At 71.9% G+C, this 22,721-nt stretch carries 25 protein-coding genes and 2 tRNA genes; 17 read left to right on the top strand and 10 right to left on the bottom strand.

Translation table 11 applies throughout. The features are described 5' to 3' along the window. Nucleotides 1-140: 140 nt before the first annotated feature. The 5 genes from rplU (at nt 141) to ACFPZN_RS50180 (ending at nt 4,826) form a co-directional block, all read left to right on the top strand. Nucleotides 141-455, top strand: coding sequence for a 50S ribosomal protein L21 (gene rplU / locus ACFPZN_RS50200; RefSeq protein ID WP_378291285.1), 315 nt, complete (start codon nt 141-143; stop codon nt 453-455). Nucleotides 456-479: 24 nt separating this feature from the next. Beyond that, nucleotides 480-734 (top strand): 50S ribosomal protein L27, encoded by a 255-nt coding sequence (gene rpmA / locus ACFPZN_RS50195; RefSeq protein WP_378291283.1) that lies wholly within the window; start codon nt 480-482, stop codon nt 732-734. Between the two features lie 79 nt (nt 735-813). After that, nucleotides 814-2,214, top strand: a complete 1,401-nt coding sequence (gene obgE, locus ACFPZN_RS50190; RefSeq protein ID WP_378291281.1) for a GTPase ObgE — start codon at nt 814-816, stop codon at nt 2,212-2,214. A gap of 58 nt (nt 2,215-2,272) precedes the next feature. Then, the gene (gene proB, locus ACFPZN_RS50185) at nt 2,273-3,505 is read left to right on the top strand and encodes a glutamate 5-kinase (protein ID WP_378291279.1); all 1,233 of its coding nucleotides are present in this window, start codon (nt 2,273-2,275) and stop codon (nt 3,503-3,505) included. 31 nt (nt 3,506-3,536) lie between these two features. Then, on the top strand, nt 3,537-4,826 hold the full coding sequence (locus tag ACFPZN_RS50180; protein ID WP_378291277.1) for a glutamate-5-semialdehyde dehydrogenase: 1,290 nt from the start codon (nt 3,537-3,539) through the stop codon (nt 4,824-4,826). A gap of 177 nt (nt 4,827-5,003) precedes the next feature. On the opposite strand, the gene ACFPZN_RS50175 is transcribed toward ACFPZN_RS50180, so the two are convergent. After that, a complete protein-coding gene (locus tag ACFPZN_RS50175; protein WP_378291275.1) occupies nt 5,004-6,044 on the bottom strand; it encodes a M48 family metallopeptidase in 1,041 nt (346 codons plus the stop codon). A 344-nt stretch (nt 6,045-6,388) separates the two neighbouring features. On the opposite strand from ACFPZN_RS50175, the gene ACFPZN_RS50170 reads away from it, so the two are divergent. The 7 genes from ACFPZN_RS50170 (at nt 6,389) to ACFPZN_RS50140 (ending at nt 11,238) form a co-directional block, all read left to right on the top strand. Then, nucleotides 6,389-7,684 carry a phenylacetate--CoA ligase family protein gene (locus tag ACFPZN_RS50170; protein WP_378291273.1) on the top strand — a complete coding sequence of 432 codons (1,296 nt, stop codon included), beginning with the start codon at nt 6,389-6,391 and terminating at the stop codon, nt 7,682-7,684. Between the two features lie 70 nt (nt 7,685-7,754). Further along, on the top strand, nt 7,755-8,357 hold the full coding sequence (gene nadD, locus ACFPZN_RS50165) for a nicotinate-nucleotide adenylyltransferase (protein WP_378291271.1): 603 nt from the start codon (nt 7,755-7,757) through the stop codon (nt 8,355-8,357). A gap of 198 nt (nt 8,358-8,555) precedes the next feature. Then, nucleotides 8,556-8,969, top strand: a complete 414-nt coding sequence (gene rsfS, locus ACFPZN_RS50160; protein ID WP_378291269.1) for a ribosome silencing factor — start codon at nt 8,556-8,558, stop codon at nt 8,967-8,969. Beyond that, complete coding sequence (locus ACFPZN_RS50155; RefSeq protein WP_378291267.1) at nt 8,962-9,651, top strand: histidine phosphatase family protein; 690 nt, start codon at nt 8,962-8,964, stop codon at nt 9,649-9,651. The genes rsfS and ACFPZN_RS50155 overlap by 8 nt, the downstream gene beginning before the upstream one ends. A gap of 84 nt (nt 9,652-9,735) precedes the next feature. Continuing rightward, nucleotides 9,736-9,808: transfer RNA gene (locus ACFPZN_RS50150), tRNA-Ala, on the top strand. Between the two features lie 229 nt (nt 9,809-10,037). Then, nucleotides 10,038-10,643 (top strand): hypothetical protein, encoded by a 606-nt coding sequence (locus ACFPZN_RS50145; RefSeq protein WP_378291265.1) that lies wholly within the window; start codon nt 10,038-10,040, stop codon nt 10,641-10,643. Between the two features lies 1 nt (nt 10,644). Further along, nucleotides 10,645-11,238: a hypothetical protein gene (locus ACFPZN_RS50140; protein ID WP_378291263.1), complete on the top strand. Its 594-nt coding sequence runs from the start codon at nt 10,645-10,647 to the stop codon at nt 11,236-11,238. Here the strand turns inward: ACFPZN_RS50140 and ACFPZN_RS50135 are convergent. The 3 genes from ACFPZN_RS50135 to ACFPZN_RS50125 form a co-directional block, all read right to left on the bottom strand. Continuing rightward, nucleotides 11,235-11,999 (bottom strand): crotonase/enoyl-CoA hydratase family protein, encoded by a 765-nt coding sequence (locus ACFPZN_RS50135; protein ID WP_378291307.1) that lies wholly within the window; start codon nt 11,997-11,999, stop codon nt 11,235-11,237. The two genes, ACFPZN_RS50140 and ACFPZN_RS50135, sit on opposite strands and share 4 nt — an antisense overlap. A gap of 168 nt (nt 12,000-12,167) precedes the next feature. Beyond that, a complete protein-coding gene (locus ACFPZN_RS50130; protein ID WP_378291261.1) occupies nt 12,168-13,142 on the bottom strand; it encodes a DUF5954 family protein in 975 nt (324 codons plus the stop codon). A 136-nt stretch (nt 13,143-13,278) separates the two neighbouring features. Beyond that, nucleotides 13,279-13,704, bottom strand: coding sequence for a hypothetical protein (locus tag ACFPZN_RS50125; protein WP_378291258.1), 426 nt, complete (start codon nt 13,702-13,704; stop codon nt 13,279-13,281). A 177-nt stretch (nt 13,705-13,881) separates the two neighbouring features. Here ACFPZN_RS50125 and ACFPZN_RS50120 point away from each other — a divergent pair, with 177 nt between their 5' ends. The 3 genes from ACFPZN_RS50120 to ACFPZN_RS50110 all read left to right on the top strand — a co-directional run bounded on the left by ACFPZN_RS50120 (nt 13,882) and on the right by ACFPZN_RS50110 (nt 15,556). Beyond that, the gene (locus ACFPZN_RS50120; RefSeq protein ID WP_378291256.1) at nt 13,882-15,150 is read left to right on the top strand and encodes a hypothetical protein; all 1,269 of its coding nucleotides are present in this window, start codon (nt 13,882-13,884) and stop codon (nt 15,148-15,150) included. A gap of 66 nt (nt 15,151-15,216) precedes the next feature. Further along, nucleotides 15,217-15,289: transfer RNA gene (locus tag ACFPZN_RS50115), tRNA-Ala, on the top strand. Between the two features lie 93 nt (nt 15,290-15,382). Then, nucleotides 15,383-15,556, top strand: a complete 174-nt coding sequence (locus ACFPZN_RS50110) for a hypothetical protein (protein ID WP_378291254.1) — start codon at nt 15,383-15,385, stop codon at nt 15,554-15,556. Here the strand turns inward: ACFPZN_RS50110 and ACFPZN_RS50105 are convergent. The 3 genes from ACFPZN_RS50105 to ACFPZN_RS50095 are packed head-to-tail and all read right to left on the bottom strand — an operon-like array spanning nt 15,529 to nt 17,534. Further along, nucleotides 15,529-16,626: a baeRF2 domain-containing protein gene (locus tag ACFPZN_RS50105; protein ID WP_378291252.1), complete on the bottom strand. Its 1,098-nt coding sequence runs from the start codon at nt 16,624-16,626 to the stop codon at nt 15,529-15,531. The two genes, ACFPZN_RS50110 and ACFPZN_RS50105, sit on opposite strands and share 28 nt — an antisense overlap. A gap of 45 nt (nt 16,627-16,671) precedes the next feature. Then, complete coding sequence (locus ACFPZN_RS50100) at nt 16,672-17,181, bottom strand: DUF1360 domain-containing protein (RefSeq protein WP_378291250.1); 510 nt, start codon at nt 17,179-17,181, stop codon at nt 16,672-16,674. Further along, nucleotides 17,178-17,534 (bottom strand): VOC family protein, encoded by a 357-nt coding sequence (locus tag ACFPZN_RS50095; protein ID WP_378291248.1) that lies wholly within the window; start codon nt 17,532-17,534, stop codon nt 17,178-17,180. Before ACFPZN_RS50095 ends, ACFPZN_RS50100 begins: the two co-directional genes overlap by 4 nt. Before the next feature lie 89 nt (nt 17,535-17,623). Here ACFPZN_RS50095 and ACFPZN_RS50090 point away from each other — a divergent pair, with 89 nt between their 5' ends. Further along, nucleotides 17,624-18,004: a DUF5709 domain-containing protein gene (locus tag ACFPZN_RS50090; RefSeq protein ID WP_378291246.1), complete on the top strand. Its 381-nt coding sequence runs from the start codon at nt 17,624-17,626 to the stop codon at nt 18,002-18,004. A 52-nt stretch (nt 18,005-18,056) separates the two neighbouring features. Here the strand turns inward: ACFPZN_RS50090 and ACFPZN_RS50085 are convergent, their stop codons facing one another. The 3 genes from ACFPZN_RS50085 to ACFPZN_RS50075 all read right to left on the bottom strand — a co-directional run bounded on the left by ACFPZN_RS50085 (nt 18,057) and on the right by ACFPZN_RS50075 (nt 20,725). After that, a complete protein-coding gene (locus ACFPZN_RS50085) occupies nt 18,057-18,314 on the bottom strand; it encodes a DUF7218 family protein (RefSeq protein WP_378291244.1) in 258 nt (85 codons plus the stop codon). Between the two features lie 53 nt (nt 18,315-18,367). Beyond that, the gene (locus tag ACFPZN_RS50080; protein ID WP_378291242.1) at nt 18,368-19,177 is read right to left on the bottom strand and encodes an MBL fold metallo-hydrolase; all 810 of its coding nucleotides are present in this window, start codon (nt 19,175-19,177) and stop codon (nt 18,368-18,370) included. Nucleotides 19,178-20,563: 1,386 nt separating this feature from the next. Continuing rightward, entirely contained in the window at nt 20,564-20,725 is a 162-nt protein-coding gene (locus ACFPZN_RS50075; protein WP_378291240.1) for a hypothetical protein, read from the bottom strand. Nucleotides 20,726-21,199: 474 nt separating this feature from the next. On the opposite strand from ACFPZN_RS50075, the gene ACFPZN_RS50070 reads away from it, so the two are divergent. Continuing rightward, nucleotides 21,200-21,901: a DUF6882 domain-containing protein gene (locus ACFPZN_RS50070; protein WP_378291238.1), complete on the top strand. Its 702-nt coding sequence runs from the start codon at nt 21,200-21,202 to the stop codon at nt 21,899-21,901. The last annotated feature ends 820 nt before the right edge of the window (nt 21,902-22,721 follow it).

Below are 22,721 nucleotides of genomic sequence, written 5' to 3'. Positions count from 1 at the left end.
CCAGCGGAGAGCGCCGGGCGGAGCGGCCCGGCGTGCCGCCCGTGGCCCCGGTGCCGCGGGTAGGCCCCCGCCCGGGGGCTGGAAGACCACGCGCGGGACCGGTTCGCTCCGGAAGCGCGCGCAGACGAGAGGTTTCCGCGGTGTACGCGATTGTCCGCGCAGGCGGCAGGCAGGAGAAGGTGGCCGTCGACGACGTGCTCACCGTCGACAAACTGTCCGGCGAAGAGGGTTCCACCGTCACGTTCCCGGCCGTGCTGGTCGTGGACGGCGACGAGGTCGTCAGCTCCGCCGCCGAGCTCGCCGGGTACCAGGTGACCGCCGAGATCCTCGGCGCGGTCAAGGGCCCCAAGATCAACATCATGCACTACCGGAACAAGACCGGGTACAAGCGGCGGATGGGTCACCGTCAGCCGTACACCGAGGTCAGGATCACCGGTATCGAGGCCGGAAAGTAGCCGGGGAAGTAGAGGAGCGGTCAGATGGCACACAAGAAGGGCGCGTCGTCCAGCCGTAACGGTCGGGACTCCAACGCCAAGCGCCTGGGTGTCAAGCGCTTCGGCGGCCAGGTCGTCAACGCCGGCGAGATCATCGTGCGGCAGCGCGGCACCCACTTCCACCCCGGCCTGAACGTCGGCCGTGGCGGTGACGACACCCTGTTCGCGCTGACCGCGGGGAAGGTCGAGTTCGGCCGTTACCGCGGGCGCAACGCGGTCAGCATCGTCCCGGCGGAGTAGTCCGCCGCAGCGAGACGTTGACACAGGGGCGGACCGGCACGGTCCGCCCCTGTTTCCTGTTCGGAGTGAAGGAGAGATCGTGGCCGCAGGAGCCGGTTCGGGCGCGCAGTTCGTCGACCGGGTGGTGCTGCACGTCGCCGCCGGCAACGGCGGGAACGGGTGTGCCTCGATCCACCGGGAGAAGTTCAAGCCGCTCGGCGGCCCGGACGGCGCGAACGGCGGGCGCGGCGGCGACGTGATCCTCCAGGTCGACGCGAACGCCGCCAGCCTGCTGGAGTACCACCGCCGCCCGCACCGCAGGGCCACCAACGGCCGTCCCGGCCAGGGCGGGCACCGCACCGGCGCGGACGGCGGCGACGTGCTGCTCCCGGTCCCGGACGGGACGGTCGTCAAGGACTCCTCCGGCGCGGTCCTGGCCGACCTGGTGGGGGAGGGCACCCGGTTCGTGATCGCGCGGGGCGGCAAGGGCGGGCTCGGCAACGCCGCGCTGGCCACCGCCAAGCGCAAGGCGCCCGGGTTCGCGCTGCTGGGCGAGCCGGGCGACGAGGGCGAGGTGGTGCTGGAGCTCAAGAGCGTCGCGGACGTGGCGCTGGTCGGCTTCCCCAGCGCGGGCAAGTCCTCGCTGATCGCGGCGGTGTCGGCGGCCAAGCCCAAGATCGCCGACTATCCGTTCACCACGCTGATCCCCAACCTGGGGGTGGTGAGCGCGGGCGACACCACGTTCACGGTCGCGGACGTGCCGGGACTGATCGAGGGCGCCAGCGAGGGCCGCGGCCTGGGCCTGGAGTTCCTGCGGCACATCGAGCGCTCGTCCACGCTGGCGCACGTGCTGGACTGCGCCACGCTCGAGCCGGGCCGCGACCCGGTCAGCGACTTCGAGGTGATCGAGCGGGAGCTGCGCGCCTACGACCGGGTGCTGGGCGACCGTCCGCTGTCGGACCGGCCGCGGATCGTCGTGCTGAACAAGGTGGACGTGCCCGACGGCCGCGACCTCGCCGAGCTGGTGCGGCCGGAGTTCGAGGCGCGCGGGCTGCGGGTGTTCGAGGTCTCGGCGGCCACCCATGAGGGGCTGCGGGAGCTGTCGTTCGCGATGGCGGCGATGGTCGAGGAGTACCGGGCCGCGCTGCCGCCGGCCGAGCCGACCCGGCTGGTGATCCGGCCGGAGCCGGTCGCCGGCGCGCCCGACTTCGAGATCCGCCCGGCGGGCGAGAACACCTACCTGATCACCGGGGAGAAGCCGGTGCGGTGGCTGCGGCAGACCGACTTCACCAACGAGGAGGCCGTGGGCTACCTGGCCGACCGGCTGGCCCGGCTGGGGGTCGAGCAGGCGCTGGCCGAGGCGGGCGCCGCCGCCGGGGCCACCGTCATGATCGGCACGCACGAGGAGTCGATCGTGTTCGACTGGGAGCCGGAGGTGCTCGCGGGCGAGGCCGCCTCCGGGCCGCGGGGCACCGACCGGCGCCTCGACGGCCGCCGCTGACGGCCCGCGACCACCACGCACGATCGCCAGGACGACGCTCCGAGCCACGAGGGAGAGCATGAGCCGCGAACAGGCAGCCGCGACGGCACGGGCGGCCACGACCGCCCCGGACGGCACCGCCCCGGGCGGCGCCGGGGCGACGGCCGCCCCGGAGCGCGCCGCCGTGCGCGACGCGATCGCGGGCGCCCGCCGCATCGTCGTGAAGGCCGGCTCCTCCTCGCTCACCACCCCGCACGGCACCATCGACGCCGACCGGATCGACGCCCTGGTCGACGTGCTGGCCGCCCGCCGCCGGGCCGGCACCGAGATCGTCTTCGTGTCGTCCGGCGCGATCGCCGCCGGGCTCGGCCCGCTCGGGCTGAACCGCCGCCCCGCCGACCTGGCCACCCAGCAGGCCGCGGCCAGCGTCGGGCAGGGGCTGCTGGTGGCCCGCTACACCTCCTCCTTCGCCCGGTACGGGCTGACCGCCGGCCAGGTGCTGCTCACCGCCGACGACATGATCCGCCGCGTCCACCACCGCAACGCCCAGCGGGCCCTGGGCAAGCTGCTCGACCTCGGCATCGTCCCGATCGTCAACGAGAACGACACCGTCGCCACCGACGAGATCAGGTTCGGCGACAACGACCGGCTGGCCGCGCTGGTCGCCCATCTGACCAGGGCCGACGCGCTGATCCTGCTGTCGGACGTGGACGCCCTCTACACCGGCGACCCGAGCCGTCCCGGCGCCCGCCGCATCGCGGACGTGCACGGCCCCGCCGACCTCGCCGGCGTCGAGCTGGGCGGGTCCGGGCGGGTCGGCACCGGCGGCATGATCACCAAGGTGGAGGCGGCCCGGATCGCCGGGATCCCGGTGGTGCTGACCAACGCCGCGTCCGCCGCGCACGCCCTCGCCGGCGCCCCGGTCGGCACCTGCTTCCACCCCGGCGACGGCCGCCGGCTGTCCACCCGGCACCTGTGGCTGGCGCACGCCACCACAGGCCAGGGCCGTGTCATGCTGGACGCGGGCGCGGTCGACGCGGTCGTCATGCGCCGCAAGTCGCTGCTCCCCGCCGGGGTGACCGGCGTCCAGGGCGACTTCGCGGCCGGCGACCCGGTCGACCTGTGCGGCGCGGACGGCGTGGTCGTGGCCCGCGGCCTGATCAACTACGACGCGGGCGAGATCCCCGACCTGATGGGCCGCTCCACCCGCTGGCTGGCGCGCGAGCTGGGCCCCGAGTACGAGCGCGAGATCATCCACCGCGACGATCTGGTGATCCTGACCACCGGGCGATCCGACCACGGACCGGCCTGACCACGAACGAGCGAGGCGGAAGGAGCCGGCGATGGGCGGCGAGCAGGACCGGGAACGCGAGGAGTTCCTGCGGGTGGCACGGCGTGCCAGGGAGGCGGCCGCCGGGCTGGCGCCGCTGCCGCGGGCGGCCAAGGACGCCGCGCTGCACGCGATCGCCGACGCGCTGACCGCCGCCGCGCCGGAGATCGTCAAGGCCAACGAGGCCGACGTGGAGCGGGCCCGCGAGTCCGGCACCTCCGAGCACATGATCGACCGGCTGAGCCTGACGGTGGAGCGGATCGCGGGGATCGCCGACGCCGTCCGCAAGGTCGCCGCGCTGCCCGACCCGGTCGGCGAGACGGTGCGCGGGAACGTGCTGCCCAACGGCCTCGACCTGCGGCAGATCCGGGTGCCGCTGGGCGTGGTCGGGATCATCTACGAGGGCCGTCCCAACGTGACCGTCGACGCCGCCGCGCTCTGCCTCAAGAGCGGGAACGTGGCGATGCTGCGCGGGTCGTCGTCGGCCTACGAGTCCAACACCGTCCTGGTCGGCGTCATGCAGGCCGCGCTGGCGGGCACCGCCGTCCCGGCGGACGCGGTGCAGCTGGTGCCGGGCACCAGCCGCGAGTCCGTCAAGCACCTGATGCGCGCCCGCGGCCTGGTGGACGTGCTGATCCCGCGCGGCGGCGCGTCCCTGATCAACTCGGTGGTGGAGGAGTCCACGGTGCCGGTGATCGAGACCGGCGTGGGCAACTGCGCGGTGTACGTGGACGCCGCCGCCGACGTGGACCTGGCCGTGAAGATCCTGGTCAACGCCAAGACGCAGCGGCCGTCGGTGTGCAACGCCGCCGAGACCGTGCTGGTGCACGAGGGCATCGCCGACGCGTTCCTGCCCAAGGCCCTGGCGGCGCTGCGCGGGGCGGGCGTGACGGTGCACGGCGACGAGGCCGTCCGGGCCCACGACGTCGCCGGCGAGGTCGTCGAGGCCACCGAGGACGACTATTACGCCGAGTACCTCTCGCTCGACATCGCCGCCCGCGTCGTCGGCACCCTGGACGAGGCGGTCGCGCACATCCGCACCTACGGGTCGGGCCACACCGAGGCCATCGTGACCACCTCGCAGGCCGCCGCGAAGCGGTTCGTGGCGCTGGTCGACTCGGCCGCGGTGATGGTGAACGCCTCCACCCGCTTCACCGACGGCGAGGAGTTCGGCTTCGGCGCCGAGATCGGCATCTCGACCCAGAAGCTGCACGCCCGCGGCCCGATGGGCCTCCCCGAGCTGACCTCCACCAAGTACGTCGTCACCGGCGAAGGCCACCTCAAGGGCCAGACTGTGTTTTAGAGTCCCGGCCTACGGGGCTCGCCTGGCGGCTCGCCCCTAACCGGGCCTTGGCGAGCGCGGCATCGCTTCGCGATCTGCCCGGTGAGGCTTGCCTCCGGCTTCGCCTCACCGGGCAGGTAACGCGCTCGCGCGACGGGCGGGGTACGGCTCAAAGCCCGCGCCCGGCCGCGCGGTCGTTCAGTTGGAGTTGCTCGTGGTGGTGCCGCCGTCGCGGCGGGACAGGCGGTCGAACAGGCCGCCCGCCGCGGACGCCGCGCCCTCGGCCACGTCGCGGACCTTGCCGATGAACGGGTCGGCGCTGCGCTCCCACGACTCCTTGTAGGCCGAGGCGGCGGCGCGGGCCTCGTCGGTGACCTTGGCGCTGCCGTCGTCGGCGCGGCGGGCGTAGTCGCCGCCGAGGATCCGCTCGTACTCGCCGCTCTTGGCCCACCGGTCGATCTCGGCGAAACGGATCACCGCGTACGGGTGGGTCTGCGGCAGCAGGTTGAGGAACTTCAGCAGCCCGTCGCGCACGTCGCCGGCCGCGTCGTACTCGCGGGCCTGCGCCAGGAACGCCTCGCTGCTCATCTCCGACAGCCGGGTGCCGCCGGCCAGCTTCATCATCGTGCGCTTGGCCGCGTCCAGGTCCTGGCCGGCCAGCAGCCCGGCCCGGTCGGAGGACAGCTCGGCCTTGCGGAACCACTCCTTCAGCCCGATGATGATCGCCCCGATGGCGATGTTGCCCAGCGGCAGCCAGGCCAGCCGGGTGCCGAGCTGGATCAGGATCTGCATCATCGTCTGGTAGACGGCGTGCCCCGACAGGATGTGGCCGACCTCGTGGCCGACCACGAACCGGAGCTCCTCGTCGTCCAGCAGGTCGATCAGGCCCGTGTTGATCACGATGAAGGGGTGGTCGGAGCCCAGCGCCATCGCGTTCGGCGTCGGGGACTGCCGCACGTACACCTCGGGGACCTCGGGCATGTCCAGGATGTAGGCGGCGTCGCGGACCATGTCGTGCAGGTGGTGGAACTGGCCCTCGCCGACCCGCACGGTGCCGCCCAGGAACATCAGCCGCAGCGCGCGCTCGTTGAACAGGCCCGAAAGACGCCGCAGCACGACGTCGAACCCGGTCAGCGAACGCAGCGCGACCAGCGCCGACCGGTCCGCGGGATGTTCGTAGGCGCGCGAGCTGATCCCCGGGAATCGGGTGCGTGCCCGGTCCGGTGTGTTCGTCGTCATGGGGTGCGCGGCGCGCCCGTCCCGGAAAATCCCCCGTCGGCGATCGCCGCTCCCTCCCTTCCTTCGGGTGTCGGCCGTGCCCCGACCTCGTTCGGATCCTGGTCACGATGTTCCCGGATCAGGACCGGCATGGTAAGTCCGACGAACCGGTCGAGTCCAAGGTTCCCCGCCGCGCGCCGCCGACCGGCTCCGGTCCGTCGCCCCGACCCCTCGTCCCGGAGGGGGCCCGTGCGGCAGAGTGGTGGCGTCCGGCCGCGGGGATGGTCGTTTCCGGGGCGGATCGGGGCGGCCGTCTCGGGGGAGAGCGAGAACTTACCAGGTCATCGGGGGCGCGAGGAGGCGCGATGTTCGATCCGAAGGCCGAGGCGATGTCCCGGGACGAGCGGGCGGCGCTGCAGCGCCACCGGCTGTGGGGACTGGTCGACCGGCTGCTGGTCGCGGGCGGCGTGCAGGCCGACCGGCTCCGCGAGGCGGGGGTCAAGGGCGGCGCCGACGTCACCCTCGCCGAACTGCACACGCTGCCGTTCACCACCAAGCAGGACCTCTGGGACGCCTACCCGCTGGGGATGCTCGCCGTCCCGCAGGACCGGGTGGTCGCCGTGCACGGCTCCAGCGGGACGCAGGGCAGGCCCACCCTCGTCGCCTACACCAAGGCAGACCTGGACCTGTGGGCCGGCATGTGCGCGCGGTCGCTGTCCTGCGCGGGCGCGTCCGCCGAGAGCGTCGTCCACAACGCCTACGGGTACGGCCTGTTCACCGGCGGCATCGGCGTCCACCAGGGCGCCGTGGCGCTGGGCGCCGCCGTGGTGCCGATGTCGGGCGGGATGACCGAGCGGCAGCTCCGGATGATCGCCGACCTGCGGCCCGACGTGCTGGCCTGCACGCCCGCGTACGCGCTGCGGCTGGGCGAGGCGGCCGCCGAGACCGGGACGGACGTCTCCTCGCTCAGGGCGGGGCTGTTCGGCGCCGAGCCCTGGTCCGAGGAACTGCGGACGGCGATCGAGAACGTGCTGCCGATCAAGGCGATGGACATCTACGGCCTGTCGGAGGTGATCGGGCCGGGCGTCGCCACCGAGTGCCTGGAGCAGAACGGCCTGCACGTCAACGAGGACCACTTCATCGTCGAGGCGGTCGATCCCGCGACCGGCGACCCGGTGGAGGAGGGCGAACCGGGCGAGCTGGTCTTCAGCACGCCCACCAAGCAGGCCCTGCCGCTGCTGCGCTACCGCACCGGCGACATCGCCGCGCTCTCGCACGGCGAGTGCGACTGCGGGCGGACCCTGGTCCGGATGAGCAGGATCCGCGGCCGGGTGGACGACATGCTGGTGATCCGCGGCGTCAACCTGTACCCGGGCGAGGTCGAGCGCGTCCTGCTCGGCTCCGGACTGGTCGTCCCCCACTACCAGCTGGTCGTGGACCGCCGGAAGCCCGACGTCCGCCTCGTGGTCGCCTGCGAGGCCGCCGAAGCCACCGAGGACGGCCCCGCGGAGGAGCTCACCCGGGCGCTGCGCGCCGATCTCGGCCTGCACGCCGAGGTGCGGGTGCTGCCCGCCGGGACCGTCCCGCGCGTCGAGGTCGGCAAGGCGGTACGCGTCGTGACCTGGGAATCGGGCCCGGCCCCGCTGCCCGGCCTGGACTGACCGGCGCCCCCGATCACCGCCGCGGGGGCGGTGGTCGGGGGCCACCGGCCCGCTGGCTATTCTCGTCGTCATGACGCAAAAGCGACGGTTGGGGATCATGGGCGGTACGTTCGACCCGATCCACCACGGCCACCTGGTGGCCGCCAGCGAGGTCGCCCACGTCTTCTCGCTGGACGAGGTCGTGTTCGTGCCCACCGGCCTGTCCTCCCACAAGGGGGAGCGCCGCGTCGCCGCCGCCGAGGACCGCTACCTCATGGCCGTGATCGCCACCGCGTCCAACCCCCGCTTCTCGGTCAGCCGCATCGACATCGACCGCCCCGGCCCCACCTACACCGTCGACACCCTCCGCGACATGCGCGAGCTGCACGGCCCCGACACCGAGTTCTTCTTCATCACCGGCGCCGACGCCCTCGGCAAGATGCTCACCTGGCACGACACCGACGAGCTCTTCGAACTCGCCCACTTCATCGGCTGCACCAGGCCCGGCCACCGCCTCGCCGACCCCGGCCTCCCCAACGGCCGCGTCAGCCTGATGGAGGTCCCCGCCCTGTCGATCTCCTCCACCGAATGCCGCGACCGTGTCCGCGCCGGAGAGCCCATCTGGTACCTCGTCCCGGACGGGATCGTCCAGTACATCAACAAACGCGTCCTCTACCGCGACCAAGCCGCCTGACCTGGTGCTGAGCGCCGTGCGGCGGCCGTACCGGCGGGTCGCGGCGGGGCCATACCCTGGAACGGACAGGACGGCGCCGTACCCGGTCGAAAAGGGCGCGGTGGGTGAACGCCGACGAAAAGGGGCCCGCCCCTTTCCGAAGCCCGTGAGAAGCTGGTTCCGGGAAGAGATGCCTACAGGGAGGATCGCGAGCGCATCGTGACCGCATCCGACAGGGCCGTGCAGCTGGTCCGCCTCGCCGCCGAGGCGGCGAGCGACAAGCTGGCCGACGACATTCTTGCCTATGACGTGAGCGAGCAGCTCGTCATCACCGACGCCTTCGTGCTCTGCTCGGCGCCCAGCGACCGGCAGGTCCGCGCCATCGTCGACGAGATCGAGAAGCGGCTCCGCGAGGAGGCCGACGCCAAGCCCGTCCGCCGCGAAGGCGAGCGGGAGGGCCGCTGGGTGCTGCTCGACTACGCCGAGATCATCGTGCACATCCAGCACGAGGAGGACAGGATCTTCTACGCCCTCGAACGGCTGTGGAAGGACTGCCCGCTGATCGGGCTCCCCGAGGCCGTCAACGCCCACTCGGCGCAGCGCCGCCGCACCGTCGGGAGCGCCAGTGAATGACCGCGTGCCGGGCAAGCGCCGCATCGTCCTCTGGCGCCACGGCCAGACCTCCTGGAACGTCGAACGCCGCTTCCAGGGCAAGACCGACATCCCCCTGGACGAGACCGGCGTCCAGCAGGCCCACCGCGCCGCCCGGCTCCTCGCCGCGCTGAGCCCCACCGCCCTGCTCGCCTCCCCCCTCCAGCGCGCCGCCGACACCGCCCAGGCGCTCGCCGACGTCACCGGCCTCCCCATCCGCCACGACCGCGACCTCATCGAACGCGACGGCGGCGCCTGGGAGGGCCTCACCAACCTGGAGATCCGCGAACGCTACCCGGCCGAGTACGCCGCCTGGCAGCCCCCCGGCGGCGAGACCAGCCTCCAGGTCGCCAAACGCGTCGGCGCCGCCCTCGACCGCGCCCTCGACGACCTGCCGCCCGACGGCCTCCTCGTCGTCGCCTCCCACGGCGCCGCCCTCCGCCTCGGCATGTCCCACCTCCTCGGCCTCCCCGAAGAGGTCTGGGAACGCCTCGGCGGCCTCTCCAACTGCTGCTGGTCCGTCCTCGGCGAAATGCGAGGTGGGGGTGGGTCCCCCGAAGGGGGACGGAATGAACGCAGCGGAGGGTGGCGGCTCGTCGAGCACAACGCCGGAACCCTCCCCGAACCCGTCCTCAGCGACGACCGCGTCGAGAACGGCGCCTGACCCCCCGGCAAACCGATTCGAGTACCACGGCCCAGTCCTATACACTGGCCAAGCGCTGCGGGATGAACGTCCACGCAGTCGCGCGGGGCTATGGCGCAGTTGGTAGCGCGCCTCCATGGCATGGAGGAGGTCTGGGGTTCGAATCCCCATAGCTCCACTCGTAGGTGGGAGGAGTGTGGTCGCGGCTGACGCCGCTTCCCCGCTCCTCCTCGTCGTGTTTATCGGGGGGGCGACCCCCCGAGCCCCCCGATGTGGGGGCTTCGCCCCCACGCCCCCTTGTGCGTGGTTGCGGTTGTTGGGGGTTTCTCCTTGTTGTGTTCTTTGGGGGCTTCGCCCCCAGGTGCCCCTGGCGGTTCTTGGGTGGGGTTTCGGATTAGGGTGCTCGGATGGTGAGCCTCTTGGGGTGTTCGGTGCTGCGGATCGAGCAGCGGTCATCGCAGCTGGAGTACGGGATCAGCGACGAGTCCGGGCAGGTGCTGGGGCAGGCGGTGCAGGTGGCCGGGCCCAAGCCGCGCAAGGGCTTGATCGCGATGTTCGGCGGCTCGGGGCTGGGCGGGGCCCGGGTGGTCGTCCAGGTCGAGGGGGCGGACGGGGGCGTTCTCTTCTACGTCGATCGCCAGGACGGGGCGCCGGTCGCGATCGTGGGGGCCGATGGAGTGGTGATCGGGCGGTTCGTCGACGATCCGGCCGGGGCGGCGAAGTATCTGGTGGAGCGCAAGCCGGGGCTGGTGCACCGGCTCCTGGACGTGCGGGACCGGACCGTGGGCGAGGTCGACTGGGAGATGAAGCGGCGGTCCAGCGAGGAAGCGGTGAGCGTGGTGCCGGTCGGTGGTGTCTGCACCGATCTGGAGGGGCGGCGGGTGGCGGAGATCGAGGTGCGCGAGGCCACCTTCAAGGACCGGTACACGCTGCGGTTGGAGGGGGAGCCGGCCGAGCCCCTGCGGACGCTGGTCCTGGCCACGCCGCTGGCTCTCGACCTGACCCGGAGCTGACATGGAACTCATGGCCTGGACGGTGGACGAGCCCCAGCTGCGGCGGGACTACGTCATCCATGATCGGGGCGTGGTCTTCGCGCGGGTGGAGAGGGTGCCCGCGCCGGATGACGGGTTGATGTTCTACCCGAACCCGCATGCCCGTTATGACGAGACGCGGGTGGTGGTCGGTGCGTCGGATTCTGAGGGCCGGCCTTGGTTCTCTGTGGATCGGACGAATGATCCGATGCGGCCGCAGCCCGCGCTTGTGGTCGGGGGTGATGGGGCTCAGCTCGGGGCGATCGCCGTGCATGTGGGTGGGGTGAAGGGGACGCTCGGGCTGTCGGGCGGGGAGAGCAGCGGGGGCTATGCGGTTCGGGACGCTCAGGGCGAGGAGGTTGCCTTCTTACTGATGCCGGGGGTGGATGCGGCTTTGCAGGAAGGGACTGTGGTGGACGCCTCCGGGGACGTCATTGGGCGGTTCTCGGTTGGGGTTTCTGTGTACGAGGAGAGGCGGCGCCGGTACGGCGTGCGTCTTGAGCATGCCGTACCGGAGCCGTTGCAGACGCTTCTGGTCGCCTCGCTGATCGGTGTTGAGCTGATGATTCCGTTCTAGGTGCCCGACCAGTTCGGGGCGCGCTTCTCGATGAAGGCCTTCGCGCCTTCCTTGGCGTCGGCGGAGTTGCGGACGGGGGTGGTGTACTCCTCCTGGCGGTCGAACGCTTCGTCCTGGGACCAGTCGGAGGAGCGGGAGAGCACCTGCTTGGACGCCGCCAGGGCCAGGGGCGCGTTGGCGGCGATCTCGTCGGCCAGCTTCAGGGCTTCCTCCAGGGCGGACCCTGGAGATGTCAGGCGGTTGACCAGGTGGACTTCGGCGGCTTCCCGGGCGGGCCACATGCGGCCGGTGAGGACGAGGTCCATGGCCAGGTGGTAGGGGATGCGGTGCTGGAGGCGGAGCAGGCCGCCGGCGGCGGCGCAGAGGCCCCGCTTCACTTCGGGGAGGCCGAACTTGGCGTTGTCGGCGGCGACGATCAGGTCGCAGGACAGGACGATCTCGAAGCCGCCGGCCAGGGCGTAGCCCTCCACGGCCGCGATCAGCGGCTTGGCGGGGGGCTCTTTCACCAGGCCGGCGAAGCCGCGGCCCTCGACGATGGGGCGCTCGCCCCGGGCGAAGCCCTTGAGGTCCATTCCGGCGCAGAAGGTGCCGCCCGCGCCGGTGATCACGGCGACGCTGAGGTCGGGGCGGGAGTCGAGGGTGTCCAGGGCCGCGGCGATCTGGTGGGCCATGGCCAACGACATCGCGTTCTTGGCGTCCGGGCGGTTCATGGTGAGGACGAGGACGCGGCCGCGTTCCTCGACGATCAGGTCGTCGCTCATGGGGTCTCCTTCAGCACGGATGGCGCCGTCGAGCCGGATGGTCTCGCCGTTGAGCATCGTCTTCTCGATGATCTGCAGGGCGAGGGCAGCGTACTCGGCGGGCGGGCACGCCGACGTGGTCGGCATGGGCCGAGGAGCCGTTCTGGGCGACGGCTGCGCCCTTGTGGGTCAGGACTCGTCCTGGACGACCTCCGGCACGCCGTAGCGCTCCTGGTCGGACGGGCGCGGCGCCTCCGGGCCGTCTCGGCCGAGCCGCAGCATCCGGGAGACCCGCACGGTGCGGAACCGGCGGCCGAGGGCGGTGAACTCGTGTCCGGTCGCCGCCGTGATCCGCGCCGCGGCCCCCGCCCACGCCTCCATCTCGGCGGGCGTGGCCGGATCGCCCTGGAACTCGCGCAGCCGCGGCAGCAGCCGGCTGAAGTAGCCCGCCAGGTGGTCGCGGGCGTCGTCGGGATCGCTGCCCCCGGTGAGCGGCTCCCACGCGTCCTCCGTGACCTCCACCACGGTGAACGTGGGCGGCAGCAGCACCACCCCGGGGTGGGTGCGGATCGCGTGCCGCGCCTCGGTCCGGACGATCTCCGGGACGGTGCCGGGCATCGGCATGTACCCCACCAGGTTCAGCCTGAGCTGGGCCTCCCACTGCCCGGCGGGCGCCCGCGGGTCGATCGGGTGCCCGCGCAGCATCGAGTCGATCCCGGTCAGGGCGCCGTCGCTGGGGCGGGGAGGCTCCATCACCCGGTCGCCGATCAGGGTGTACTTCTCGATCCTGATCACCCGGTAGCGGCGGTCGCCGAGCTCCCACTCGTCCTTGGGGAGCTGCTCGCCCTCCTCGGGGTCCAGCCGGTCGGCCGCCGCCCGCATGGCCCGGGCCGTCGCCGCGTCGGTGCCGTCCTCGGCGGCGGCCTGCCGCAGATCCATGGCCAGCCCGTAGCGCGCGGCCGAGGGATCGGTCGCGCCCAGGCAGCCGATCCGCCACCGCGAGCCGGTCTGCACCGCGTGTCCGAAATCGGGGGAGCCGGCCGGGAGGATCCTTCGGTAATCGCGGATCCGCTCGCCGATCTCGCGGTCCCGCAGCGCCGCGCCCGGCTCCAGTTCGGCGACCAGATTGATGTGGTCGTAACCGGGCATCAGGGGGAAACTCATTCCCTCATCTTCGCCACGGACCCGCACCGTACGCAGGCGATTCACCGGATCGGCGGGCAACTCCGCGCCGAATCCCCGTCGTCTGAACGGATATTTCCGATTACTCCGGAAAAGCGGGTCATGATCATTGTCGTGTTCACAGATCGAACCACGGAATGCACGTCACGTCGTAGAACGCGTTGGAATCCAGGCTCGCCTCGACGATCTCGTGCCAGTTCCCGCCGTGCCGGGCGTACATCCACTCGATCGTCGGGCCCTGCGGGCTGCCGTACCGGGCCTGGTTGCGCTGCTCCAGCTTCCGCACGTCCTTGACCTTCATCTTGCCGCGCACCAGCGACTTGGCCTCGTTCCGGCGCGGCACCATCGCCCGGGCGATCTCCTGCTCGCTCTTGCCCTGGATGCGCATCCGGTTGACCTCGACCTCCATGGCCTCCAGGCGGTCCAGGTACGCCTGCCGCACCTGGCAGTTGTGCACCCAGTCGTCCGCCGGGCCCACCCCGGTCCACAGGGACAGCCCGAACAAGCCGGGGAGCAGCAGGAGGGTGACCGCCAGCCGGCGCATGCGCAGTACCTTTCGTGACACGGGGGGTGACGCCGCCTATGGACGATGCCGTATACCGGATCGTCCGATCAACGGGAACGGGTGATCTCGGCCCTTCCCCGCGGCGGCCCTGTCATGGTGGCGCAGGACGGCCCCGCCCGTGAAGCCCGACCCGTCCTGGGCCGGTAGTTTTCATCTGTGAACGACGAGCGAGCGTCCCAGGCCGGTTCGATCGCGTTCGCCGGGGCCCTCGGCGCCCTGGCGGGAGCGGCCCTCGCCGGCCACCGCGGCGCGCGCGCGGCGGGAGCCGGGGCCGCCCTGGGCGCGGTCGCGCTCGGCGCAGGCGAGGCGGTGGCCCGCGCACGGCAACGCCCCGGCGAGATCCCCGCCCTGTGGCAGCGCATCGCCGTCAGCGGCGCCATGGCCGCGCCCTTGGGGTGGCTGGCCGGGCGCTCCGCGGGCCCGTTGGCCGTGGGGACGGTCTCCGGCGCCGTCGCGGGCGCCCTCGGCCTGAGACCGCAGAAGGTCGCCCTCGGCCCGGTCGTCGGCGCCGCCGTCGGCGCAGCCGCCACGGCACGGCCCCTCCCCGCCGCCGCGGTGGCGAGCGCGGCCGTGGTGACCTACCGCACCCTGGCGGCGCTCCTCTTCCGCGACGCCCAGGTCAGCCTCCTCGCCGAGGAGGTCCCCGCCGAGAGCCTCCCCTTCGTGGTGCCGAGAGAGGCCCGATCCCGGTACGTCGGCACCGGCTACGTCAAAGAACTCGCCGAAACGATCGGCGGCACCTACACCGCCGACGCCCCCGACGTCGGCATCGTCGGCTCCCTGGACGAACTCGCCGGCCCCGACTTCGACCCCGCCGGGACACACCCCCTCGTCCGCGAGTTCTACGAGCACACCGCCCGGTTCGAACTGGACATCGTCCCCGAATGGCGCACCTGGGTCCGCCCCGGCTACCTCCTCTACCGCACCCTCCTCGCCCGCCCCCTCGGCCAGGCGAACGTCCCGATGAACCAGCGCGAAGCCCAGCGCGGCGTGCGCGGCCGCATCGACACGATCGTCCCCGACCTCCCCGACGCGACCGCCGTCCGCGGCTGGATCCGCTCCTTCTCCGACACCGACGAACCCATCTACGTGGGCATCTACACCACCTACCGGCACGGCGACCGGGGCTACGTCAGCGTCGGCTTCCCACTGCCCCACGCCAGCTTCACCGCCACGCTCGCCCCGTACGCCCGGCCCGGCGGCGGACTCGTCCTCACCAGCGAAAGCGATCTCGACCACCCCGGGCACTACCTCACCTACGTCGACCCCGGCTCCAGAGACCTCACCGCCCTCGCCGTCCACGGCTTCGCCGAACGGCTCGACGTCTACGTGGAGGACGGCGCCCTCCGGGCCGAACACGCCTTCTCCGTCTTCGGCCTGCCGTTCCTCGTCCTGCGCTACACGATGACGCGCAAGACCCGCTGACGTCCCGAGCAGGCCTCCGCGTGCACTAAGCTCTCCTAGGGCCGGTCACCGGAAACGGCGGCCTGCGGGGCTATGGCGCAGTTGGTAGCGCGCCTCCATGGCATGGAGGAGGTCTGGGGTTCGAATCCCCATAGCTCCACTCGTAGGTGGGAGGAGTGTGTCCGCGGAAGGCGCGGACCGCTCCTCCTCGTCGTGTTTATCGGGGGGCGACCCCCCGAGCCCCCCGATGTGGGTGACCGTCATCATGGGCGGGATCGGCATGGCGGTCCTGGGGGCCGCGCTCATCGTGCTCATACTGCGGATGCTGCTTGCCCAGGCCGTCGCGCGCGACGTCGAAGCGACGCGGATGCGGGCCGGGGCCGGGCGGGGTGCTTTGGGTCAGTGGCGGGTGGACGGGTCGTTGTAGCGGAGGACGGCGCCTACGCCGAGAGAGGCGTTGGGGCCATCGGACGGGAGGACGACCACGTCCCCGTCGGTCGCGGCCACGGCCCTGATGAGGGCGGCGTCGGCGCGCTCCTCGACCGGGTCGTCGACGCCCAGGGGGCGGAGGTCGTCGGGGGTGGTGGCCACCTCGAAGGGCTGCGGGCCCGTCCAGAGCCTGGCGGGGGAGGCGGGGTCGTCGTCGATGAGCAGCGTCTCGACCTGGCCGCGGCGGACGGCCTCGACGGTCGCGGGGAGGCCCGCCACGGCGCGCTCGCCGTTGGCCAGCTCGCGTTCGAAGCGCTCGGCGACGGTGAGGATCCGCTCGGTGCTCTTGAGATCGAGGATCCGGGAGAGCTCGCCGTCCAGGCCGTTGCCGCGGTCGGACTCGACCGTGTGCTCCAGCACGCCGTCGGAGATCTCCTCCAGGACGGCGGTGCGGGCCCTGGCGTCACCTGCGATCACCACGGCCTCGGCATGGCTGGCGCGGGCGACCTTGTCGATCTCCCGGGCGACCTTCTTGGCGTTGCTCTTCCAGACGTTCTCCGCCGAGCGCTGGAAGCGCGACTGGTTCCAGTCGCCGGCCTTGACCTTGCGGATGGGGTACTCCTCGTCCCCGGGCACGTCGATGTGGCGGTGCCGGCCCTCCGGGTCGACGCAGTCGATCTCGCCGCCCCTCCGGTCGACGTGCGCGACCAGGTGGGCGAAGCGCTCCCCCCGGTCGGAAAGGTACGGCATCACGTGGGGGAGGGGGGACACCCTGGCCAGGGGCGTGCGGGGGGCGTGCTCGAACCGTTCGGAGAACACCACCTCGCCGTCCGCCGCGAAGATCACCAGGCCCTCGGAGCGGCGCCGCTCCACTTCCTCCTCCACGGCACGCTCCACCGCGCGCAGCGTGGGCTTGGGCGCGCCCTGCGCCTCCAGCTCCGCGTGCAGCGCACGCCAGCGCAGCTCGACGGCCTTGCCGGCGTCCTCGGTGGTGCGGGTCAGGTCGGCGTACACGGAGGCGTACGGACCCGGCCGGGAGTACAGCGGCTTGAGGAAAGACAGTTCCATATGGAGGCCCTACCCGTCCCGGCGGCACCAAACGTCGCCGCTCCCTCACTCCTCGGCGGCCCGCTGGAGCCGCGCGTAGGCGAGCTGGAGCCAGTCCGAACCGGCCACGGCCGTCATCGTGGCGCCCGCCAGACGGGTCGCGTCGGGGGCGAAGGCCAGACCGGCGGCGTACGCGGTCGCCACCCACTGGGCCGTGCAGAACGGGCAGGTGATCAGCTCGCCGACGACATGCCGGGCGCCGTGGCCGCGGACCTCCTCGGCCAGCTCGGACGGGCCGGCCGTGCCCGCGTACCGGGTGAACGGGGCGCGCAGCGGGCTCGTCACCGGATCCTTGGAGATCAGCCGGGCCAGCTTGTGCGTGGTCACCGTCATCAGGGCGAGATCGGCCGCCCCGACGCGGGTGGCGGGGGCGGCGCGGCGCCGGGCCAGCAGCGCCAGCGCGCCGGTGGTGAGGCCGTACACGGCGAGGGTGGCCAGGTACGAGCCCAGCGGGCGCTCCGCCCCGGCGGTGTACTTCTCCTTCTGTCGGCGGGCGTGTTCGGCGACCTTGGTCATGAGGATCCCTCCGGTTCGACGATCAGGCAGAACTCGTTGCCCTCCGGGTCGGCGAGCACCGTGGTGAGCCACCCCTCGTCGTCGAAGGGGCCGCGCACGACGGTGGCGCCGAGCCCGGTGAGCCGGGCCAGCTCGCCGTCCATGTCCGTGACGCGCAGATCGGGATGCATCCGGTTCTTGCCGACCTTGGGTTCGGGGACGCGTTGCAGCAGCCACTTGGGACCCTCGCCGCGCGGGTCGTCCAGCGCCGTGTACGGGGGAGAGTGCGGGTGGCGGCGGTAGCGGAGCGCGGCGGCCCAGAAGGCGGCCAGCCGCTCCGGGTCCGCGCAGTCGAGGACGAAGACCTGGCGCATGCCCCGAGCGTGCCCTGCCGCAGGGCGCCGAACCACGAATGATCCGCGCCACGCGGGTACGCGCCCCCGGAACGGAAAGGGGGAACGCGATGACCGAGCGGCACAGCTCGCCGGAGGACGACGGCATCCCCGATCTTCAGGACGGGACCCCGGAGCAGTACTGGACCGAGGACCCGCAGGAGGCCGCGCTGCCGGGGGACGAACCGGTCGCCGTGGACGACTTCGGCACGACCGCCGAGGAGATGCGCGAAGGCGAGCCGCTCGACGAGCGGCTGCGCCGGGAGGAGCCGGAGCGTCCCGCGCCCGCGGACGAGCCCGCCGCCCCCGCCCCCGCCCCCGCCGGGCGCATCGTCGAAGAGGACGAAGGCGCCCGCACCGACACCGAGCCGGACGCGGTCGCCCGGGACGAGGGCGCCGACGGCGGCGGGTACACGGCCGAGGAAAGGGCGATGCGGATCGAAGAGGAATAGGACGGCCGAACGAAGAGGGGGCGGCCCACGGGCCGCCCCCCTCTCCGATGGGTCAGTGGCTGCGCAGCGCCTTGACCAGTTCCGACTTGTTCATCGACGAACGGCCCTCGATGCCGATCTCGCGTGCGCGCTTCATCAGCTCGTCCTTGGACCAGTCGTCGTACGCGGGGCTCTTACCGCCCTTGCGGCCGACCTTCCCGCTCCCCTGGGAGGCGGAGGCGTTGGCGATCCGTGCCGCCTTCTCCTTGCTGTCGCCCTTCTCGCGGAGGCGCTGATACTTCTTCTCGTCCTTGATCTGGGCTCTGGGCATCAGATGACCCCTCCTTCCAAGGCCCGTGGTACCCGGCGTGCGCGTTTCACACGTCAGCTCAACCGGACGAAGGGTTCCGGGAGATGCGGTGCGGCCAGCAGGCCACCGCTCTTGCGCAGCTTGCGCAACACCGCGGTGCGCGTGGTCGCGGCCGCCGCGGAGTCCTCGTCGTAGACGTACTCGATGGCGGGGTCGGCCAGCTGGACGGGGTGCAGGACCACATCGCCCGACACCATGAGCTGGTCGTCCCCGAGCACCACCGACTGATGCCCCGGCGTGTGCCCCGGCGTGGGGACGACCTTGATGTCCTCGGCGATGCGGGTCTGCCCCTGGAGGGTGTCCAGGCATTCGGCCTCTTGCAGGGGGGTGACGACCTCGTCCAGGACGTCCCCGCCCTCGCCCTCCAGCCAGGTGAGCTCGTCCTCCTGGACGACGTGGCGGGCATTGGGGAACAGGGGCTTGCCGTCGACGACCGCGCCGCTGGCGTGGTCGCTGTGGAGATGGGTCAGTACGACGGTGTCGACGCTTTCCGGCTTGACGCCGATCTCTGCCAGCGCCGTAGGGAGGCGTCCGGGCACGGGCGCCCAGGAGGAGGCCGGAGATTCCTCTGGACCGAGCCCCGCGTCCACCAGCACGGTGGGACCCGCGGGGACGCGCAGCAGATAGCAGTGGAAGTGCAGGATCCACTCACCGTCCGGCCCGAACGCCTCAGGCGCCTCGGCCCTCGTGCGCTCCCAGAGCGCGGGCCTGGCACCAGTGAAGGTGTCGTCCAGCGGTTTCCGCAACGCCTCTCCCATCGGACCCACCGCGTCGCAGAGCGGGATGACCTCGACGCCGGAAACGATCCTTGGTTTCTCGTGCATGAAGCCACCCTCCCAGGAAGGCCCCACCCTGCCGCAAACGCGAATCGGCGGCCGAGGGGAGGACAATCTGCCTGCACGATTCCGGGCCGCCCAGGGTCGGCTGCGCATGCTGTGGCGGCGGCCCGTGATCGGCTGGCCCTGGACCAGCCGATGTGGACACCGTCGCGCCGTTCGCCTGGAGGAACTGCGGGCGCCCCCGCCGTGCCCCGCTCGTACCGCTGACCGTGGCACACCCGCTACGGGCGCGGGCGCCGTACGGGTCGGGGCCGCCAGCCGCTCGCCGGAGCGGCTGCTGACCAACGTCCCCGCCCAGATCACCAACGTCATCGGCTGGACGCGCTGGAGCACGAGAGCGCGCCGTCGGCGGCACGATGCCCGCGAGAACACCGCATGGTCCGGGGTGAGCGCGCCCGGGCCGCCGGGCTCCTCGGCACCACGTACGCCTGCCAGCGCACGACGACCGCCCAGGGCTCGACGCAAGCCGTACCGAGACCACCGCCCGGCAGGCACTCGGCGACGACAGCTCCGCCACCGCGTACGACCGCGCCCCGCGGACGGCCTCCATCTGGGACGACCAGTTGGATCACCACCCCCGCAAGCCAACGCCCCCGGGCGTGAACGACTTCCAGGAGCGCAACACCACCACGATCCCGGCCGCCCCAGGCCAGCGTGTGCCAGACGTGGTTGCCCACCGCCCCACCCGCCATCAGGGCTCGCACAGATGCGTCACCGAATTCACCTCAGGCCCGGAATCGTCGAGGTGTCCGGGATCAGAATGCTGCTCACATGCGCCGCGCGAACGTCGCCGCGACCCGGTGCGGAACCGAACCGTCCCCAGCAACGGCGCCGAACGCGCGATCGCCGTCTGCGGAAAGTCGAGGAAGCCCCGTGAACGTCATCGTTTCAGCGCTGTGCCCAGCCTCATCGTCGCGAACATCGCCATCTGCGGCACGAGGCCCGGAAGCAACTGCCACGGCTGGGCCTCCGTGTTACCCGCCACCGCACGACGAACATGAGCAGGAACACGACGGCGTCCCTCCGAGTGGCGCAGCCGGGCTACGTTCCCGCCGGGCCAGCGTCAACCCGTGCCGCAGCGGGGCGGCACACCCCGACGGCCCGGCGCTCTTCTGCCTCTGCCGACGGCCGTCCGGTCAGCGTGAGGAAGACCTCGTCCAGACTCGGCATCCGCAGTGACAACTCGGTCGGCACGCTCGCCGTCTCGTCCAGCCGGCGCGCCACCAGGCCGTCAGACCGCCGGAGCCGACACCGGCGCCATCACAAGCTCCATCGCCGCCGCGTGAGAACCGCCACGATCGCGCCCGGCTCCTCCATCCGATACGGCTCGGCCGCGCGTGCCACCAGAGTCTGCCGCCCGATCCGCCCCTTTCAGTTCCGCAGGCGCGCTCTCCGCCACCACCCGGCCGTGATCAGCAGCACCGTCGTCCCGTCGTCCACGAGGTCCCGGACGGCCGCCCGCACCTCATCGCGGGTTCGCGGGTCCGGTCCCGCCCTCGGCTCGTCCAGGTAGATCGCCTCAGACCGGTTCACCAGGCTCGTCGCCAGACCTGGCCTGAGTACGTCCTCACCGCGCGCCTCGCGGCCTCCATCAACTGGAACCGCTCTACAGCGCCCGCCTCCGCGCCTTGGCCCGTGCCGGGCCGAAGCCCAGCAGCCACACGATCATGACCAGGTCCTCGGTGCCGGTCAGCCCAATCGTTGCCCGCACCGGGCCGTGTTCCGGACGACGTCGTACCCGCAGACCTCCGCCCGGCCGGCGTCCGGCTCAGCAGCGTGCCCCGCCGGGCCGCCAGGTCCGCCCCGTCCAGTGCACGCGTCTTTCTGAACCGCCCGCAGGCCCTCCCGGCCCGTATCAGCTACTCACAGGCGGCCTTTCGACGATGACTCGCGTTCTCCGGAAGCACCGTCACCGGCGCCGCTGACACGTGCCCACAGGCGCGGGCACCCCGCTGACGCCCAGGGCACGGCCCTGCCGGTCGCTGTGCGCCACTATGCTGCCGCTGCATGTCACGACAGAGCTCCTACAGTCCGGCGTTCGAAGCGTTCGGGGCGGAACGCTCCGCAGCGGCGATGCAGCAGCAGGAGGCGTTGAACGCCTTCCTCGGCACCGAGCACAGGACCGCCGACCTGGAATCGCGGTCACTGCGCTCCGACGGTCTCGTAATCGGCGGCGTGACGAGCCTGGGCAGCTTCTCCCACCTCAGCAATACCTGGCTGTGGACCTGGGCGAATCCGAACTTCGGCTGGGACCATCCCGCCGTCGCCGCGGTCCGCGCCATCCACGACTACGGCGTGGAGCACGACATCCCCGAGCTGAGTACCGGCCACCTCGACCTCGGCGGTTTCCCCCAGCCGCACCAGGCCGCCACCACCATGGCCATCGCCGCCGGCCACCTGCTGGGCGGGAACGGCATCTGGTCATGCGCGATCAACGAGGGCAAGGGCGCGGCGTACGTCCACCTCGACGACCCCCAACTGCCCTCCGCCGTGTTCGACCCGAACACCGCGCCGCGCCTGCTCATGACCGCCGTCCAGGTCTTCCCCGATGACCACCGGCGGGTCGTGCGCGGCTACTTCGACCGCCACGGCGCCCCGTACGAGGAGACCGCCGAGACGATCTCCGGCGGCCCCCCGGGAGGCGGCAGCATCACCGTGGCCTTCGACTCCCAGGGCCGCGTCGACCAGCTCTCCGCGGCCCTGGCCTGAGGGGCCGCACCGGGCGAGCCTCGCGCCCTAGCGGTGGATCGAACGTGGGGTACACCACTTCCAAGCCATCCCATGGTTGCTCACGGGTGAGGTGCTCCCCTCGGCCGAGGCAAGCCCGGTGACCGGCATCCTCCGAGGTGCCCGCGTCCGGGCGACCTCTCCGGGGTCCGTGAGTGAATCAACCGTGACCTGGGGGTTTAGTCCGCGTGGGCGAGGGGTAACAAGACCGAGTTGACGAGTGGTTCTTGATTATCTAATGTTCTTCCTGCCCCGAGGGGATGCGGGACGCCGACAGGCGGACGGCCTCCGGGGAAGCCCCCAGAGGAAAACGGTTCGAAGCTCGCTTGGAACCGGGTTACTCTGGAGTGGTCAGCCCAGACGGGATGCAGGACGCCGCAAGGTGGTCGGCCCGTGGGACTCCACCGAACGATCGATCACGGGCCGCTCCGGCTGCCCGCGATGACGCACGGCGGGCTGGGCTAAGCCTCTGAAGATCAACCGCCAGGTTGGTTGACAGGAGCGAAGATCCTGGTAAGTTAGAAGGGTTGCCCCGGAGGACGGGCCCGCGAGAGTGGGCGCGAACGCGGTGGGTGTCCGTTTCTTGAGAACTCAACAGCGTGTTAAAAGCCAGTGCCTTTATAGGTCCGGCCGTTTAGGTCGGACCACCCCGTGGCCGCGGTCATCGCTTGTCGGTGTCCGTGGTGGGGATTTCTTTGAGGCAGTGCACCGGCCCGTGTACGGGTTGGTGTTTTGCTGGGATTTTTTCCTGAGGTTTGGCGGCTTTTCGGAGTCGTCGTTCGGACCTTGATGGAGAGTTTGA

Source organism: Actinomadura rugatobispora (assembly GCF_042656285.1).
Lineage (GTDB): Bacteria > Actinomycetota > Actinomycetes > Streptosporangiales > Streptosporangiaceae > Spirillospora > Spirillospora rugatobispora.
This window is presented reverse-complemented; position numbering and strand designations above follow the sequence as displayed.

Excerpts from the sequence above, each read along its gene's own strand:
- ACFPZN_RS50125 (WP_378291258.1), bottom strand. The coding sequence starts at position 13,704 with ATGCGCCGGCTGGCGGTCACCCTCCTGCTGCTCCCCGGCTTGTTCGGG.
- ACFPZN_RS50135 (WP_378291307.1), bottom strand. The coding sequence starts at position 11,999 with ATGAGCGACGACCTGATCGTCGAGGAACGCGGCCGCGTCCTCGTCCTC.
- ACFPZN_RS50170 (WP_378291273.1), top strand. The coding sequence starts at position 6,389 with ATGTTCGATCCGAAGGCCGAGGCGATGTCCCGGGACGAGCGGGCGGCG.
- ACFPZN_RS50145 (WP_378291265.1), top strand. The coding sequence starts at position 10,038 with ATGGTGAGCCTCTTGGGGTGTTCGGTGCTGCGGATCGAGCAGCGGTCA.
- ACFPZN_RS50180 (WP_378291277.1), top strand. The coding sequence starts at position 3,537 with ATGGGCGGCGAGCAGGACCGGGAACGCGAGGAGTTCCTGCGGGTGGCA.
- ACFPZN_RS50080 (WP_378291242.1), bottom strand. The coding sequence starts at position 19,177 with ATGCACGAGAAACCAAGGATCGTTTCCGGCGTCGAGGTCATCCCGCTC.
- ACFPZN_RS50100 (WP_378291250.1), bottom strand. The coding sequence starts at position 17,181 with ATGACCAAGGTCGCCGAACACGCCCGCCGACAGAAGGAGAAGTACACC.
- ACFPZN_RS50090 (WP_378291246.1), top strand. The coding sequence starts at position 17,624 with ATGACCGAGCGGCACAGCTCGCCGGAGGACGACGGCATCCCCGATCTT.
- rpmA (WP_378291283.1), top strand. The coding sequence starts at position 480 with ATGGCACACAAGAAGGGCGCGTCGTCCAGCCGTAACGGTCGGGACTCC.
- ACFPZN_RS50070 (WP_378291238.1), top strand. The coding sequence starts at position 21,200 with ATGTCACGACAGAGCTCCTACAGTCCGGCGTTCGAAGCGTTCGGGGCG.
- ACFPZN_RS50175 (WP_378291275.1), bottom strand. The coding sequence starts at position 6,044 with ATGACGACGAACACACCGGACCGGGCACGCACCCGATTCCCGGGGATC.
- ACFPZN_RS50095 (WP_378291248.1), bottom strand. The coding sequence starts at position 17,534 with ATGCGCCAGGTCTTCGTCCTCGACTGCGCGGACCCGGAGCGGCTGGCC.
- ACFPZN_RS50105 (WP_378291252.1), bottom strand. The coding sequence starts at position 16,626 with ATGGAACTGTCTTTCCTCAAGCCGCTGTACTCCCGGCCGGGTCCGTAC.
- proB (WP_378291279.1), top strand. The coding sequence starts at position 2,273 with ATGAGCCGCGAACAGGCAGCCGCGACGGCACGGGCGGCCACGACCGCC.
- ACFPZN_RS50085 (WP_378291244.1), bottom strand. The coding sequence starts at position 18,314 with ATGCCCAGAGCCCAGATCAAGGACGAGAAGAAGTATCAGCGCCTCCGC.
- ACFPZN_RS50140 (WP_378291263.1), top strand. The coding sequence starts at position 10,645 with ATGGAACTCATGGCCTGGACGGTGGACGAGCCCCAGCTGCGGCGGGAC.
- nadD (WP_378291271.1), top strand. The coding sequence starts at position 7,755 with ATGACGCAAAAGCGACGGTTGGGGATCATGGGCGGTACGTTCGACCCG.
- ACFPZN_RS50130 (WP_378291261.1), bottom strand. The coding sequence starts at position 13,142 with ATGAGTTTCCCCCTGATGCCCGGTTACGACCACATCAATCTGGTCGCC.